The 13,926-nt window shown below is 44.6% G+C and carries 15 protein-coding genes and 1 pseudogene; 5 read left to right on the forward strand and 11 right to left on the reverse strand.

Translation table 11 applies throughout. The annotated features are described in order from the left end of the window. A partial coding sequence (locus E8Q33_RS07770; RefSeq protein WP_136554148.1) for a YgjP-like metallopeptidase domain-containing protein occupies nt 1-196 on the reverse strand: 196 nt, incomplete at its 3' end. Between the two features lie 76 nt (nt 197-272). Here E8Q33_RS07770 and dusA point away from each other — a divergent pair. Continuing rightward, complete coding sequence (gene dusA, locus E8Q33_RS07775; RefSeq protein ID WP_136553982.1) at nt 273-1,256, forward strand: tRNA dihydrouridine(20/20a) synthase DusA; 984 nt, start codon at nt 273-275, stop codon at nt 1,254-1,256. Nucleotides 1,257-1,268: 12 nt separating this feature from the next. On the opposite strand, the pseudogene E8Q33_RS07780 reads toward dusA, so the two are convergent. Continuing rightward, a pseudogene (locus tag E8Q33_RS07780) lies at nt 1,269-2,050 on the reverse strand (ABC transporter permease). Then, entirely contained in the window at nt 2,043-2,966 is a 924-nt protein-coding gene (locus E8Q33_RS07785; protein WP_069296304.1) for an ABC transporter ATP-binding protein, read from the reverse strand. Before E8Q33_RS07785 ends, E8Q33_RS07780 begins: the two are co-directional and overlap by 8 nt. 48 nt (nt 2,967-3,014) lie before the next feature. Between E8Q33_RS07785 and mutH the strand changes: the two genes are divergently transcribed. Beyond that, nucleotides 3,015-3,707 (forward strand): DNA mismatch repair endonuclease MutH, encoded by a 693-nt coding sequence (mutH, locus tag E8Q33_RS07790; RefSeq protein WP_136553984.1) that lies wholly within the window; start codon nt 3,015-3,017, stop codon nt 3,705-3,707. 46 nt (nt 3,708-3,753) lie between these two features. Beyond that, the gene (locus E8Q33_RS07795) at nt 3,754-5,073 is read left to right on the forward strand and encodes a diguanylate cyclase (RefSeq protein ID WP_069296302.1); all 1,320 of its coding nucleotides are present in this window, start codon (nt 3,754-3,756) and stop codon (nt 5,071-5,073) included. Here E8Q33_RS07795 and prmB read toward each other — a convergent pair. The 7 genes from prmB to hxlA (E8Q33_RS07830) all read right to left on the reverse strand — a co-directional run bounded on the left by prmB (nt 5,064) and on the right by hxlA (E8Q33_RS07830) (nt 11,223). Further along, nucleotides 5,064-5,993 carry a 50S ribosomal protein L3 N(5)-glutamine methyltransferase gene (gene prmB, locus E8Q33_RS07800; protein WP_136553986.1) on the reverse strand — a complete coding sequence of 310 codons (930 nt, stop codon included), beginning with the start codon at nt 5,991-5,993 and terminating at the stop codon, nt 5,064-5,066. The genes E8Q33_RS07795 and prmB overlap by 10 nt on opposite strands. After that, nucleotides 5,993-7,396 (reverse strand): 3-isopropylmalate dehydratase large subunit, encoded by a 1,404-nt coding sequence (gene leuC / locus E8Q33_RS07805; protein WP_069296300.1) that lies wholly within the window; start codon nt 7,394-7,396, stop codon nt 5,993-5,995. The genes prmB and leuC overlap by 1 nt, the downstream gene beginning before the upstream one ends. A 126-nt stretch (nt 7,397-7,522) precedes the next feature. Further along, nucleotides 7,523-8,062, reverse strand: a complete 540-nt coding sequence (gene hxlB / locus E8Q33_RS07810) for a 6-phospho-3-hexuloisomerase (RefSeq protein WP_084003021.1) — start codon at nt 8,060-8,062, stop codon at nt 7,523-7,525. A gap of 11 nt (nt 8,063-8,073) precedes the next feature. After that, nucleotides 8,074-8,709, reverse strand: a complete 636-nt coding sequence (hxlA, locus tag E8Q33_RS07815) for a 3-hexulose-6-phosphate synthase (protein ID WP_069296299.1) — start codon at nt 8,707-8,709, stop codon at nt 8,074-8,076. Nucleotides 8,710-8,867: 158 nt separating this feature from the next. Next, nucleotides 8,868-9,851, reverse strand: coding sequence for a transaldolase (locus E8Q33_RS07820; protein ID WP_069296298.1), 984 nt, complete (start codon nt 9,849-9,851; stop codon nt 8,868-8,870). 135 nt (nt 9,852-9,986) lie between these two features. Continuing rightward, nucleotides 9,987-10,307: a hypothetical protein gene (locus tag E8Q33_RS07825; protein WP_069296297.1), complete on the reverse strand. Its 321-nt coding sequence runs from the start codon at nt 10,305-10,307 to the stop codon at nt 9,987-9,989. A gap of 274 nt (nt 10,308-10,581) precedes the next feature. Beyond that, nucleotides 10,582-11,223: a 3-hexulose-6-phosphate synthase gene (gene hxlA / locus E8Q33_RS07830; protein ID WP_069296296.1), complete on the reverse strand. Its 642-nt coding sequence runs from the start codon at nt 11,221-11,223 to the stop codon at nt 10,582-10,584. Between the two features lie 206 nt (nt 11,224-11,429). Between hxlA (E8Q33_RS07830) and E8Q33_RS07835 the strand changes: the two genes are divergently transcribed. Both E8Q33_RS07835 and dhaK read left to right on the forward strand, forming a co-directional pair. Beyond that, entirely contained in the window at nt 11,430-12,263 is an 834-nt protein-coding gene (locus E8Q33_RS07835) for an HAD-IIA family hydrolase (RefSeq protein WP_069296295.1), read from the forward strand. 17 nt (nt 12,264-12,280) lie between these two features. Continuing rightward, nucleotides 12,281-13,270 (forward strand): dihydroxyacetone kinase subunit DhaK, encoded by a 990-nt coding sequence (gene dhaK / locus E8Q33_RS07840; RefSeq protein ID WP_136553988.1) that lies wholly within the window; start codon nt 12,281-12,283, stop codon nt 13,268-13,270. Here the strand turns inward: dhaK and dhaL are convergent. Then, nucleotides 13,267-13,896 (reverse strand): dihydroxyacetone kinase subunit DhaL, encoded by a 630-nt coding sequence (gene dhaL / locus E8Q33_RS07845; protein ID WP_136553990.1) that lies wholly within the window; start codon nt 13,894-13,896, stop codon nt 13,267-13,269. The two genes, dhaK and dhaL, sit on opposite strands and share 4 nt — an antisense overlap. Nucleotides 13,897-13,926 lie beyond the last annotated feature (30 nt).

The raw sequence follows: 13,926 nt of genomic DNA on the forward strand, positions 1-13,926 counted from the left end.
GCCGTTTTTGATAGTGCAGTAATTTGTCAGCGATCCATTGCTGTTTGCGCATCACAAATTGTTTTGCCAGCCACAACGGCATCAATTTAGGCAAATGCAAACTGACCTTACCATCTTGGATTTTGATGGCAATCGACTTTCTGCGCGCACTGCGAACAACCTGCAGCGCAATATCGTTGATGTAAATAATGCTCATTGAAGGACTTAAAAACGTATTAGCTGGGCATTTTAGCGACTGATTTGCGAAAATGTCGGATTAAACAGGCTTTATTATGACTTTGACCACAAATATTAAATTCGCCCATCGCCTATCTCTGGCGCCCATGCTGGATTGGACCGATCGGGATTTCCGTTATTTATGCCGACTTATTTCCAAACATACCTTGTTGTATACCGAAATGATCACCACAGGCGCATTGTTGCATGGCGATCATCAACGTTTTCTGGCACATGATGTAATCGAATATCCGATGGCATTACAGTTGGGTGGCAGTGATCCGGCAGAATTAGCAAAATGTGCCAAATTAGGCGCCGAGGCTGGTTATCAGGAAATTAACCTGAATGTCGGTTGCCCCAGTGATCGTGTTCAAAATGGCCGCTTTGGAGCTTGTCTGATGGCCGAGCCCCGGCTGGTTGCAGAATGCGTCACAGCGATGAAACAGGCCGTTGATATCCCAATTACGGTGAAAACCCGTTTAGGTATTGATGAACATGATAACTATGAATTTCTAAGAGAATTTGTCGATGCTGTTTATAAGGCCGAGGTTGATGCAGTGATTCTGCACGCCCGCAAAGCCTGGTTAAAAGGCTTAAGTCCAAAGGAAAACCGTGATATCCCGCCACTTGAATATGAAAAGGTATATCAGATTAGAAGGGCATTTCCAGATTTGCATCTGGATATTAATGGCGGCATTCATACGCTGGATGAAGCCGAAAAACATCTACAACAGGTCGATGGAGTGATGATGGGGCGAGCACTTTATCATCAACCTTATATTCTGGCAGAAGCGGACAAACGAATTTTTAATGATGATCGTGTGATACCGAGCCAGCACGAAATAGTGGAATTAATGTTGCCGTATATCGAGATGCGAATGAAAGAGGGCAGACCCTTGAAATCCATTACCCGGCATATGCTGGGCTTGTTTCAGGGCTTGCCCGGTGCTCGTCGCTGGCGGCGGCACTTAAGTGAAAATGCCCATTTGCCTGGAGTTGGGATTGAAGTCGTTCGTGATGCGCTCAAGTTAATTGGCTAAATTTAATAAAAATCAATTCCTCAAGCCAGTACCTTTATGTAGCAGATACAACGCATAGGCGGTCAGAGCGGTGATAAACAGCAGAATGATGGCAAAGGCAGCAGCCACCGGAATATCCGACACACCTAACAAGCCATAACGAAACGCGTTGACCATATATAAAACCGGATTCAATAACGAAACGTTTTGCAGAATTCCGGCAACAGCGAGATCGAATAAAACACCCCACCCAGATAAGTAAGCGGCGTCAGCACAAAGGTCGGGATAATCGAAATTTCATCAAAGCTACGGGCATACAGCGCATTAATAAAGCCACCAAGCGCAAACATGATGGCACTGAGAATTACCATGCTGATGGTGATGCCAATATGTTGAATTGAGATTTTGGTAAAAATCAACGATACCAGTGTCACAATCAAACCCACACATAAGCCACGGGCGACACCACCAACGACATAACCGGCGAGAATAATATAGTTGGGCACCGGAGAGACCATCAATTCTTCAATATGATTTTGAAACTTGGCACTGAAAAATGACGAGGCAACGTTGGAGTAGGCGTTATTAATAATCGCCATCATAATGATGCCGGGCGCGATATATTCCATATAACTAAAGCCGTCCATCTCACCAATACGGCTGCCAATCAGATTGCCGAAAATAATGAAATAGAGCGTCATAGTGATAGCTGGCGGTAATAGGGTTTGCGCCCAGATTCTCAGGAAACGACGGACCTCCCGCGTAACAATCGTTGAAAAGGCTATCCAACGAAGTTGCGACGATGATTCATTCAACTGTCTCCGGACGTTCAACCAGTGTTAAGAATAATTCTTCTAGACGATTCACCTTGTTTTTCATACTACCCACTTTGATGCCGCGTTTAGTTAACTCACTGAACAAGTCATTCAAACCTTCCTGGCGCTGCAACTCGACTTCGATGGTATGGGCATCAACCTGATGAAAGGCAATCCCGTTTAACAGGCTGCTATCGTTCAATGGCTCCAGTAAATCCAACACAAATGTTTCTTTATCCAGACGGTTTAATAACGATTTCATATCGGTATTTTCCACAATTCGACCTTTGTCGATGATGGCGATATTGCGACACAGGTTTTCTGCTTCTTCTAGATAATGTGTCGTCAGAATAATGGTGGTGCCGCTTTGATTGATTTCGCGTAAAAACACCCACATAGAACGGCGTAACTCGATATCAACGCCAGCGGTAGGTTCATCTAAAATTAGCAGTCGCGGATTGTGCACCAGCGCTCGGGCAATCATCAGTCGTCGTTTCATACCACCGGATAATGAACGAGATGCTGTATGGCGTTTTTCCCATAAGCCCAGTTGTTTCAGCAAAGCATCTGCACGAGGCTCAGCTTGCTTGGCAGGCACACCGTAATAACCAGCTTGGGTCACCAGAATATGTTTGACCTGTTCAAAGCCATTAAAATTGAATTCCTGCGGCACCAGACCGATATAACTTTTTGCCAGTTCGGTTTGGCTATCCAGATCGGCATCGAAGATTTTCACCGAGCCGCTGGATTTTGTCACCAGCGAGGTCAATATGCTGATGGTCGTCGATTTACCGGCACCGTTTGGCCCTAACAAAGCAAAGAAGTCGCCTTCTTCAACTGTCAGATTAATATCTTTCAGTGCTTCAAAACCATTACGATAGGTTTTATTCAGATGTTCGATGGTCAGCGCTTTCACCGATACCGCCTCAAGCAGATTTAAACGTACTAGATTATCATGCCACCCATGTCTGATGATATTTACCCCAACTTAAACCCTGTTTCGCCACCGGCCTCTGAAGCTGAGTTGATGCTGCGTTGTCAGCAAATAGCGGGCAAAACGGTAGGACAATTGGCTCAACAATGCCAGCTCACTGTTCCTGCAGATTTGCGCCGACACAAAGGCTGGCTGGGAAATTTGTTAGAACGCGTATTGGGTGCCGATGCGGGTAATCAGGCTGAACCAGATTTTATTGCGTTAGGGATTGAGCTCAAAACCATTCCTTTGAACAATCGAGGCGAGCCTAAAGAATCAACCTATGTTTGTACCGTTTCACCTCGAGGCGCAGCAGAAACCCATTGGCAGAACTGTTGGTTGCGTCGTAAACTGAGCAAGGTTTTATGGTTGCCCATTGAGGCTGACAACTCTATTCCACTTGAGGAGCGCTATGTTGGACAGGCAATATTGTGGCAACCTTCAGAGCAACAGGAAACGGTTCTGCGGCAGGATTGGGAAGAATTGATGGAAATTATGATTGCAGAAGGCGCGGTTACCGCCAAATTAGGACGCTATCTGCAAATTCGTCCCAAGGCCGCACATAGCCGCATCACCAATCGTCAAATTGGTCATGATGGGGAGGTAGAATTGCATCATCCATGCGGTTTTTACCTTCGTACCAGCTTTACACAACAAATTCTGTCAGGGAAAGCTTGCTGTTAATGTTCAGCAACAGGCAGAATGCACATTAGTAAAAAGGATTGGTTTAGTGCAAAAACTCAATGCATTAGTTGTAGACGCTTCTTCAGAATTCAGAAATAAAGCCCGCGCACTACTATCAGCCGCAGGGTTTGAAGCAGACATCGCCGAAACCGGCTACCAAGGGCTGGAATATGCTCAACAAACTCGCTATCGCTTAGTCTGTTGCAGTGATGATCTGCCAGATATCGCTGGCAGTGAATTTTGTGGCCAATTACGCGCTATCAATGGTTATGATTATGCTGCGGTGCTAGTCATGACCGAAAGCGATAATGCGCGAGTTCTTAAACAGGCATTACTGGCTGGCGCCACCGATATTTTTAGTAAGCATGATGAGTCTGAGTTGGGTATTTATGTACAACGTCTTGCCCAACGTGAAACCCGCCAATTATCCGGTAGGGTGTTATTCATCGAAGACTCCCGCGTATTACAAACCATTATTATCGATTTACTGACTGATATGGGGCTCGATGTTGACGCCTACACCTTTGCAGAAGAGGCATGGGAAGCTTTCAGTGGTGGGGATTATGATTTGGTGATTACCGATATCATGCTGGAAGGCAGCATGAGTGGTATCACTTTAGTCAGGAAGATCCGTCGTTTGCGAGAAGACTATGGCAATGTGCCAATTATCGCGACTTCCGGGTTTGATAATGTGTCGCGTAAGATTGAGTTGTTCCATCTTGGCGTTAATGATTTTGTTTCTAAACCAATTGTCCGTGAAGAGCTTCGCCAACGAGTTTTTAACCACATTACCAGCTACCAGAATTTCCGTGAATTGAGAGCACAGCAAAATTCCTTGTGCAGTCTGGCGATGCTTGATGAATTGACACAGCTCTTCAACCGCCATGCATTGCGAGAGTTCGCTGGTAAATATCTAAGCGAAGCCTATCGTTTTAAACGTGATTTAGCGATGGCGGTTATCGATCTGGATCATTTCCGGGCTATTAATGAACAGTATGGCTTTGTTCGTGGTGATAATTTGCTGGCGGAATTGGGTAACTGGTTGAAACGTCATGTGCGTGATGTCGACATGATCGCGCGTTGGTCGGGCGAGGAATTTGTTTTGTTATTACCGGGATGTGATGAGCAGATGGCATCACTACTAATGCAACGCATGCAGAAGCGCCTGACACGATTCAATCCGGCAAGCATCAGCATCACTATAAGTGTTGGTGTTGCAACATTGCGCCATGACAAGCAGGACACACTCAATAGCTTATTTGAGATGGCGGATCGTGCTATGTATCAAGCGAAAATGGCCGGGCGAAACTGTGTCAGGATCTATCAGGCTGAATCGGAACTGCCTATCCGTGAAACTCAGGAATAATTGTTAGCAAATTCAGCGCATTGTGGCTGAGTTAACATAAAGATCCCATGACCGCCTTGTTCCATATCAAGCCATAAAAAATGGGTTTCCGGCCATCTCTCATCAACTGCCAGATCGCTATTGCCCACTTCAACAAACAGTAATCCCTGCGGTGTCAGAAACTGGGCTGCGCCGATAATTATCTGTTCAACTAACGCTAACCCATTATCATCGGCCTGCAACGCATGCACCGGCTCATGATGATATTCAGCAGGCAGGCTGGCCATTTCCAAGTCACCTACATACGGCGGATTACTGATAATCAGATCATATTGCCGTGAGCTGTTCAATTCCGTCCATAAATCCGATTTGATAAGCTTAAGTTCATCGCCTAGCAGATGTTTGTTTTTATTGATCTGGGCAACTTTCAGTGCTTCCTCGCTGATATCGACGGCATCGACTTCTGCATGTTCAAATGTCATTGCCAGGGCTATGGCAATGCACGCACTGCCGGTGCACATATCCAGAATGCGCTTAACCGAATCGGCATTTTGCAACCATGGGGCAAATTGACTATCAATCAATTCGGCAAAAGGCGAGCGGGGGATCAGTACTCGCTCATCCACATAAAACGGTAGACCAGCAAACCAGGCTTCATGTGTCAGGTAGGGGACTGGAACACGTTGCTCGATCCGACGTTTGACCAATTGTAATAAAGCGTGTTTTTCAGCACTACACAAACGGGCATCAAGAAATATTTCCGGTAACTCGGTTACCGGAAGTTTCAGGCTATGCAGGATAAGCTGGGTCGCTTCATTAAACGCATCATTATTGCCATGACCAAAGAAGAGCCGGGCTTCTTCAAAGCGGGATGTCGTCCAACGTAAAAAATCACGCAAGGTGCTGAGTTCAGCCTCAGCGGCCTGATAATCTGTTGCCATTAATGTGCAGTGATATCAACGAAATGACCAGCAATTGCCGCGGCAGCAGCCATTGCAGGGCTGACTAGGTGCGTACGACCACCTTGCCCTTGTCTGCCTTCAAAATTACGGTTTGATGTTGAGGCACAATGCTCACCAGCTTCCAGACGATCAGCATTCATTGCCAAGCACATGGAACAGCCTGGATCGCGCCATTCAAAGCCAGCTTCAACAAAGATTTTATCCAGACCTTCTTGTTCTGCCTGTTGTTTGACTAAACCAGAACCAGGAACGACCATCGCTTGTTTGACCGTTGCAGCGACTTTGCCACCCTTAATTGCAGCTGCAGCTTCTCGCAAATCTTCAATTCGTGAGTTGGTGCAAGATCCGATAAATACTCTGTCCAAGCGGATATCTTGAACTGGCTGGTTTGCATTTAAACCCATGTATTTCAAGGCTTTTAACATACCGTTACGTTTTACAGCATCATTCTCTGCATCGGGATCTGGAATATTGGAATCTACCGAAACCACCATTTCAGGTGATGTTCCCCAGGTAACCTGAGGTTTGATTTGGCTGGCATCCAAAGTAACCACATTATCAAAATGCGCGTCGACATCACTGTGCAACTCGCGCCATAGTTCGACAGCTTTGTCCCAATTTTCACCTTTCGGTGCAAATGGACGACCTTTCAAGTAATTGATAGTGGTGTCATCGACAGCGATCATGCCGGCACGGGCACCCGCTTCAATGGTCATATTACAAACCGTCATGCGGCCTTCCATTGATAGCGCCTGAATAGCTTCCCCGGCAAATTCGATTGCGTAGCCTGTGCCACCGGCGGTGCCGATTTTTCCAATGATTGCCAGCACGATATCTTTAGCTGTAATGCCTGGATTAACATGGCCTTCAACTTTGACCAGCATGTTTTTGGATTTACGTTGAATCAGACATTGCGTTGCCATGACGTGCTCAACTTCGGATGTACCGATACCAAATGCCAAAGCACCAAAAGCACCATGCGTTGAAGTATGAGAATCGCCACAGACTACAGTCATTCCGGGAAGAGTTGCCCCTTGTTCAGGACCGACGACATGCACAATGCCTTGACGTAAATCATTAAGGCCAAATTCAGTAATGCCGAATTGTGCGCAATTTTGATCCAGCGTTTCGACCTGCAATCGTGAAATAGGATCAGCAATACCCTGTTCGCGATGAGAAGTTGGCACGTTATGATCGGGGGTCGCCAGAATAGAATTTAAACGATAGGGTATACGACCCGCCAGACGTAAGCCTTCAAAGGCCTGTGGAGAGGTGACTTCATGGACCAGGTGGCGATCGATATAAATCAGCGCTGTGCCATCTTGTTCACTGCGAACAACATGTTGATCCCATAATTTATCGTAAAGCGTTTTGGCAGACATATCATCTCAAACCGGATTAATTTTAATAGCAGAGTATTATACCGTTTTGAGACACGAGAACGACAGACATAAAAAAACGGGCAACCCGAAGATTGCCCGTTCTTATTTTATTGCTAAGGAAAGTGGTTATTCCATATTAGCGTGTCTATATCTCATCTCTTCTTCCGGAATACCTTTCTCATGAATTAAATGAGAAACGATAGCTTCCAGGAAAATCAATGTAGACAATTCAAACATGGTTCCCATCGGCATGCCCTTTGTAGGAGCAAAGCTGTCATCGGTACCAATTTGAATTGTTTTATCTGCAAGATCACCAATCGTTGAACTGGATTTTGAACAAATCAAAACCACTTTTGCTTTCTCAGATTTAGCTTTATTTGCAAATGAAACCAGCTGTGTTGTTTCACCAGAACCAGAGATAACGATTAACAAATCGCCTTCGCGGATGCTTGGTGTACTGATTTCACCTTGAACATAGACAGTGTAACCACTATGCATCAGCCTCATACCCAGGAAGTTTCCTACCAGTCTTGAACGACCTGCACCAGTGATGAAGATACGCTTGGCATCATCACACATAGCAACAAATTCAGCTTCAAGCGAACTGTCAGTGGCTTTCAGGATATCAGTGATTTTGTTTACAACTAGATCACGATGCATTGTCATTTTACTAATCCTTATGCTGCGTCAACCAATGCACGCAGTTCTTTAGCAGATTCAGCTGGAGAAGGAGCACCGTAGATAGCTGCACCAACAACAACGATATCAGCGCCAGCACGAACAGTGCTTTGGATAGTATCTTTGTTGATACCACCAGCAACAGAAACTTTAACATTCAGACCCAAACCAGCGATGGTTTTCAGATCTTCGAATGGAGTTTGACCAGCAGCTTGTGCGTCCAGACCAGTGTGAACACCGATGATGTGCGCGCCGTTAGCAGCAGCTTCTTTAGCAACAGCAGCTTTATCTTCAACACCGATCAAATCGATTTGAGCTTCAGCATTGTTAGCGTTTGCAGCTTTGATAACGCCTTTCATGGTAGCCATATCAGAAGCGCCTAAAACAGTAGTGATATCACCACCAGCTTCAAAGAAAGGAGTTGCTTCGTATTCACCAGCATCCATAGTTTTCAGGTCAACCAGAATTTTTTTGTCTGGGTGAGCAGCTTTCAGAGCTTTAACTAATTTCAGACCGTTGTATTTGATGCAAGGTGTACCGATTTCCAGAATATCGACGTAAGGAGCGACTTGTTCAGCCAGCGCCATAGTTGCGTCAAAATCCAATGAATCCAGAGCCATTTGAATTTCAGCCATGTTATTTTACTCCTAAGATTTAAAAAAATTATTGTCACGCTGCAATAGTGCGAGCGGGACTATAGTTCAGAATTTGGCGGCAAGTCAATTGAGCCAAAAACTGTTGAGTCAGGTTGCAGGGTTAGCCGCAACCTGACTGCAGATTGCTAATCAAGAAATTAGCTTTCCAGATTTGCCAGACGTGTAGCCAGCAGTTCTTCCAATGTTTCCAATGCTTTGGCAAAACCATCAATACCTTCAGACAGTTTTTCTGCCGCCATGCGGTTTTCAGCATGCATCGCATCAAAAGTAGCTTTGTCCAAATTCAGTTTTGCAACATCTGCTTTTGCAGCAACTTCAGGCGACAATTTACGTTCCAGAGTACCTTCAGTTTTTTGCAATTCATCTAACAGGCCTGGAGAAATAGTTAATAAATCAACGCCTGCCAATTCAGTGATTTCACCAACGTTACGGAAGCTTGCACCCATAACTTCAGTGTTGTAACCAAATTTTTTGTAGTAGCTGTAGATTTCAGTGACAGACAATACACCTGGATCTTCATGTGCTTCGTATGAATCACGACCACTGTCTTTTTTGTACCAATCCAGAATACGGCCAACAAATGGTGAAATCAGGGTAATGCCGTTCTCAGCACAAGCAACAGCTTGGTGCAGACCGAACAATAATGTCAGGTTAGTGTGGATACCTTCTTTTTCAAGCACAGCAGCTGCTTGAATACCTTCCCAAGTCGCCGCAATTTTGATCAGAATACGATCGCGTGAAACACCAGCTGCTTCATATTGAGCAATCAGGTCACGACCTTTGGCAATAGTTGCTTCAGTGTCATAAGAGAGACGTGCGTCTACTTCAGTTGAAACACGACCTGGAATGATTTCCAGAATTTTCAGACCAAAAGAAACGGCCAAACGGTCAAACGCTAAAGAGACTACTTCTGATGCAGGTGCATCGGCACCCAAAGATTGACGAGCTGCTTTCAAAGTATCGTCAACGATACCTTGATATTGTGGCATTTGTGCCGCTGCAGTAATCAATGATGGGTTAGTTGTTGCATCACGAGGAGTGTACTTTTCAATTGCTTGAATATCACCGGTATCAGCAACAACGACGGTCATTTGCTTTAATTGATCAAGTAAATTCGCCATTTTCTTACCTTTATGAGTTAGTTTGTGGAGCTATTGAGCTTAATTAAAATTCGTATGCGAAATACACGGCCAGATGTTAATCCGGTCGCTATCATCCCTGATTTTAAAACAGGGGCCCGCTAGTAGAGGGTTGTATTAAGCTTTACTGCGAATATAACGTTCAACGCCAGTCAACGGTGCTGCATTAGCTTTGCTGCGAATATATTTTTCAACACCTGTCATCGTTTTATTTGAAGACAACTGACTGCGAATATATTTTTCGACGCCCGTTAATTTTGAGCCACTGTTTGATTGGGCACGGATATAACGTTCTACACCAGTTAAACCATCATTCGCTTTTTTCGAAGCTGGTGCAGCTGCTGCTTTGGATTCTGGTTTGCAGCAACTATCACTGTCAGATGAAAACAAACCTTTAAAAAAGCTGCAGATTGAAGCAAAAAAACCTTTATCACTCATGAGTATACCCCTGTTACATTTTTTAACCCCATCTGCCCAACATGATGAGGTTGGTGCAACGGGTAAATTACTATTTTAGATTCTTTGTGGCAAGCCAGCAGGCTCAGACGTAGGATTATAATCACGCTCTGGTGTTTTTGACCAATTTATCTGCATGGTCAATAACTTACTGCTGGTACAACTAACACACTAAAAAATCGGATGAGTCAGTAAAGCTTAAAAAAAACGAGTGGCACTGGGCCACTCGTTTTATTTGCGCTACTGTTTATTCTGCTTATGCAGCATCAACTAATGCACGCAGTTCTTTAGCAGATTCTGCTGGAGAAGGTGCGCCGTAGATAGCGGCACCAACAACAACGATTGTTGCGCCAGCTTGAATTGTTTTTTGGATAGTGTCTTTGTTCAGACCACCAGCAACAGAAATGCGAACACCCAAATTCAAAGATGCAATTGCTTGTAAATCAGCAAAAGGTGTTTGACCAGCTGCTTGTGCGTCCAGACCAGTGTGAACACCGATGATTTGTGCGCCATTTTTTGCAGCTTCAGTTGCAACAGCTTTTTTATCTCTAACGCTGATCAAGTCAATTTGAGCTTCTGCATTGTTTGCGTTGGCTGCTTTAATAACGCCGCCCATTGTGGCTTTATCAGAAACACCCAAAACGGTACAAATATCAGCACCAGCTTCATAGAAAGGGGTTGCTTCGTATTCACCAGCATCCATAGTTTTCAGGTCAACCAGAATCAGGTTGTTAGGGAACTTGGTTTTCAGGGCAGTAACGATTTCCAAGCCATTGTATTTGATGCAAGGAGTACCGACTTCCAGAATGTCGACATAAGGGGCAACTTGTTCTGCCAATGCGAGAGTTTGATCGAAGTCCAGAGAATCCAGAGCCATTTGGATAAGTGCTTTTGCCATGCTGACATGCTCCTAATAATTGATTTAATTTGTAGTTTTACGTTGAAAATACGCTCGCAGACTATAAAGCACTATGTTCATTTCTGTCAATTTTTCCGGTTTTTTAACGATTTTCGCGTTCATTCATTACTGGACAGTCTATTTTGTTCTGTGCGAGGCTTCTGACACATTCTCATAATATAAATTTATTTAATAAGCAGGTAATCATGCTGACAATCAATAACCTGGGTGGCTTTATCATCGATATGGATGGAGTTTTGTGGCACGGTAATAAACCGCTGCCGGGGTTAACAGAATTTTTTTCGATTTTGCGCAAGGTCAATATTCCATTTGTTCTTGCGACAAATAACGCCAGTCTCACGCAACAACAATATATTGATAAATTAGCCAATATGGAGGTTGAGGTTCACCCGAATGAGATTCTAACTTCCAGTATGGCAACTGCACGATACCTCAAAGACACATTATCCCCAGCTAAACGACGTGTGTTTGTAATAGGAGAGTCGGGCCTGATTGAGCCATTACAGCAACAAGGTTTTGAGGTGACATCTACTTATTATCCGACTGAGCCACAAGCTACTACCGATAATATTTGGGCAGATCTTGTCGTTTCAGGTTTAGATAGAAAGTTGAGTTGGGATAAGTTAGCGACGGCAACCTTGAATATTCGTGCTGGTGCGGAGTTTTATGCGACCAATGCGGATACCACGCTACCCACAGAACTTGGTGAAGTAATGGGTAATGGTGGGGTATTAGCGGCACTTACTGCAGCAACCGGGGTAAAACCCATTGTAATTGGTAAACCGGAGCCTATTTTGTATCAACAGGCTTTTGAAATTCTTGGTACCGATAAACACAATACTATTGCCATTGGCGACAGACTGGATACCGATATTCTTGGGGCTGTTAATGCTGGTATGCGCAGTATGATGGTATTAACAGGTGTTTCTTCAGAAGTTGATCTGGCAGAAATTGATTATCGTCCTGACTGGATTTTCCAGGATATTCAGGAAATAACGACATTATTAAAACAGCTCTGAAAAAGGGAGTGAGAGTAATGAAAAAAATAATTAACCACGTCGATAATGTGCTTGATGAAAGCCTTAATGGCTTTGCCAAAGCACATCAGGATATTGTTGCGCTAAATCAACAACCAACCTTTGTTCGTCGTCTTACGGCTTCATCAACCCCCAAAGTCGCTTTAATTTCTGGCGGTGGCGCAGGACATGAGCCACTCCACACCGGTTTAGTTGGTAAAGGTATGTTGGACGCCGCTTGTCCCGGTCAAATCTTCACTTCACCGACTCCCGATCAAATGCTGGCTGCTGCAGAATCGGTTGAAAATGGTGCAGGGGTTTTATTTATTGTCAAAAACTATGCGGGCGATGTTATGAACTTCGAGATCGCGGCTGAAATGCTCGACTGTCAGCATGACACTGTATTGGTCAAAGATGATGTGTCACTACCCGAAAACCATAGTACTGGTCGTCGCGGTGTTGCAGGAACATTGATAGTTGAAAAAATTGTCGGTGCTGCAGCTGAGCAAGGTCAGGATCTGAGTCAATGCAAAGCCCTGGGTGATCACGTTGCCAAAAACACTGCTTCGATGGGATTTGCCTTAAGCAGTTGCACTGTGCCAGCTGCTGGTCGACCAACTTTTGATATCAGTGATAACGAGATCGAAATGGGCGTAGGTATCCATGGTGAAAGAGGCCGTGAACCGATGACTATGGCTTCTGCGGAGGAGCTGGTTCAGCATATTACTGCAGCGATTGATAAAGAACTAAATCCTCAATCAGGCCAACAGATTTTGCTGCATGTAAATGGTTTTGGTGCCACACCGTTAATGGAACTCTATCTGGTTTATGATCTGGCGGCTAAATTCTGGGAAGACAAGGGCGTTGAAATCAAACGCTCTTTAGTAGGTAACTTTACCACTTCACTGGATATGGCCGGCTGTTCAGTCACATTGACCCTGCTCGATGATGAAATGATTGCATTATGGGATGCTCCAGTGAATACCGCAGCGCTTCGTTGGGGGTGTTAATTTTTACCGAGCTCATCAGCGATAACACATAAGATTAATTGACTAGTTCGGGCACCAGCATCAATGTGCCCCCTGGCGCGTTCGCCTAAAAATGAGGCACGTCCCTTAGTCGCCAGCATTTCTTTGGTGGACAGCATTCCATCAATTGCCGCGGTTTTGATATTTTCCAATACGCTGGATTTATCTTGCGACTCTAAAACGGCGGTTTGTAAACTGCTCATTACTGGAATCAGAGTATCGAGCATAGTTTTTTCACCAATGTCAGATTTCCCTCTGGCCTTTATGGATTCGACACCAGCCGTATAAATAGCCGTTACACTGGCAAGATCCAGCTGATGATCTTTGGCTGTTTTACCCATACTGACAAACATGGAGCCAAGTAATGATCCAGAGGCGCCGCCCATAGTTGACATCAACGTCATGCCAATTTTCATAAGCGCTGCAGACCAATCAAGCTGAATCAATTCATTATTGAGCTTGGCTACTGCATCCAATCCTCGTAAAAGATTGGTGAGATGATCACCATCACCTATTGCTCGGTCCAGAGCAGAGATTTCTTCTTCGTTATTGAGCATTTCAGATTGAATTGCCTGAATCAAATGGGGCAAGATGTTGGTATCAGTCATTAGTATTGCCAGTAGTTTTGTTATTGAGAG

This window comes from Methylophaga sp. SB9B, assembly GCF_004832235.1.
In the GTDB taxonomy this organism is placed as follows: Bacteria; Pseudomonadota; Gammaproteobacteria; order Nitrosococcales; family Methylophagaceae; genus Methylophaga; species Methylophaga muralis.

Bases quoted from the DNA above. Each gene is read 5' to 3' on its own strand.
- prmB (WP_136553986.1), bottom strand. From the start codon at position 5,993: ATGGCAACAGATTATCAGGCCGCTGAGGCTGAACTCAGCACCTTGCGT.
- hxlA (WP_069296299.1), bottom strand. From the start codon at position 8,709: ATGGCTGAAATTCAAATGGCTCTGGATTCATTGGATTTTGACGCAACT.
- hxlA (WP_069296296.1), bottom strand. From the start codon at position 11,223: ATGGCAAAAGCACTTATCCAAATGGCTCTGGATTCTCTGGACTTCGAT.
- E8Q33_RS07825 (WP_069296297.1), bottom strand. From the start codon at position 10,307: ATGAGTGATAAAGGTTTTTTTGCTTCAATCTGCAGCTTTTTTAAAGGT.
- mutH (WP_136553984.1), top strand. From the start codon at position 3,015: ATGTCTGATGATATTTACCCCAACTTAAACCCTGTTTCGCCACCGGCC.
- E8Q33_RS07835 (WP_069296295.1), top strand. From the start codon at position 11,430: ATGCTGACAATCAATAACCTGGGTGGCTTTATCATCGATATGGATGGA.
- E8Q33_RS07820 (WP_069296298.1), bottom strand. From the start codon at position 9,851: ATGGCGAATTTACTTGATCAATTAAAGCAAATGACCGTCGTTGTTGCT.
- dhaK (WP_136553988.1), top strand. From the start codon at position 12,281: ATGAAAAAAATAATTAACCACGTCGATAATGTGCTTGATGAAAGCCTT.
- leuC (WP_069296300.1), bottom strand. From the start codon at position 7,396: ATGTCTGCCAAAACGCTTTACGATAAATTATGGGATCAACATGTTGTT.
- dusA (WP_136553982.1), top strand. From the start codon at position 273: ATGACTTTGACCACAAATATTAAATTCGCCCATCGCCTATCTCTGGCG.
- dhaL (WP_136553990.1), bottom strand. From the start codon at position 13,896: ATGACTGATACCAACATCTTGCCCCATTTGATTCAGGCAATTCAATCT.
- hxlB (WP_084003021.1), bottom strand. From the start codon at position 8,062: ATGACAATGCATCGTGATCTAGTTGTAAACAAAATCACTGATATCCTG.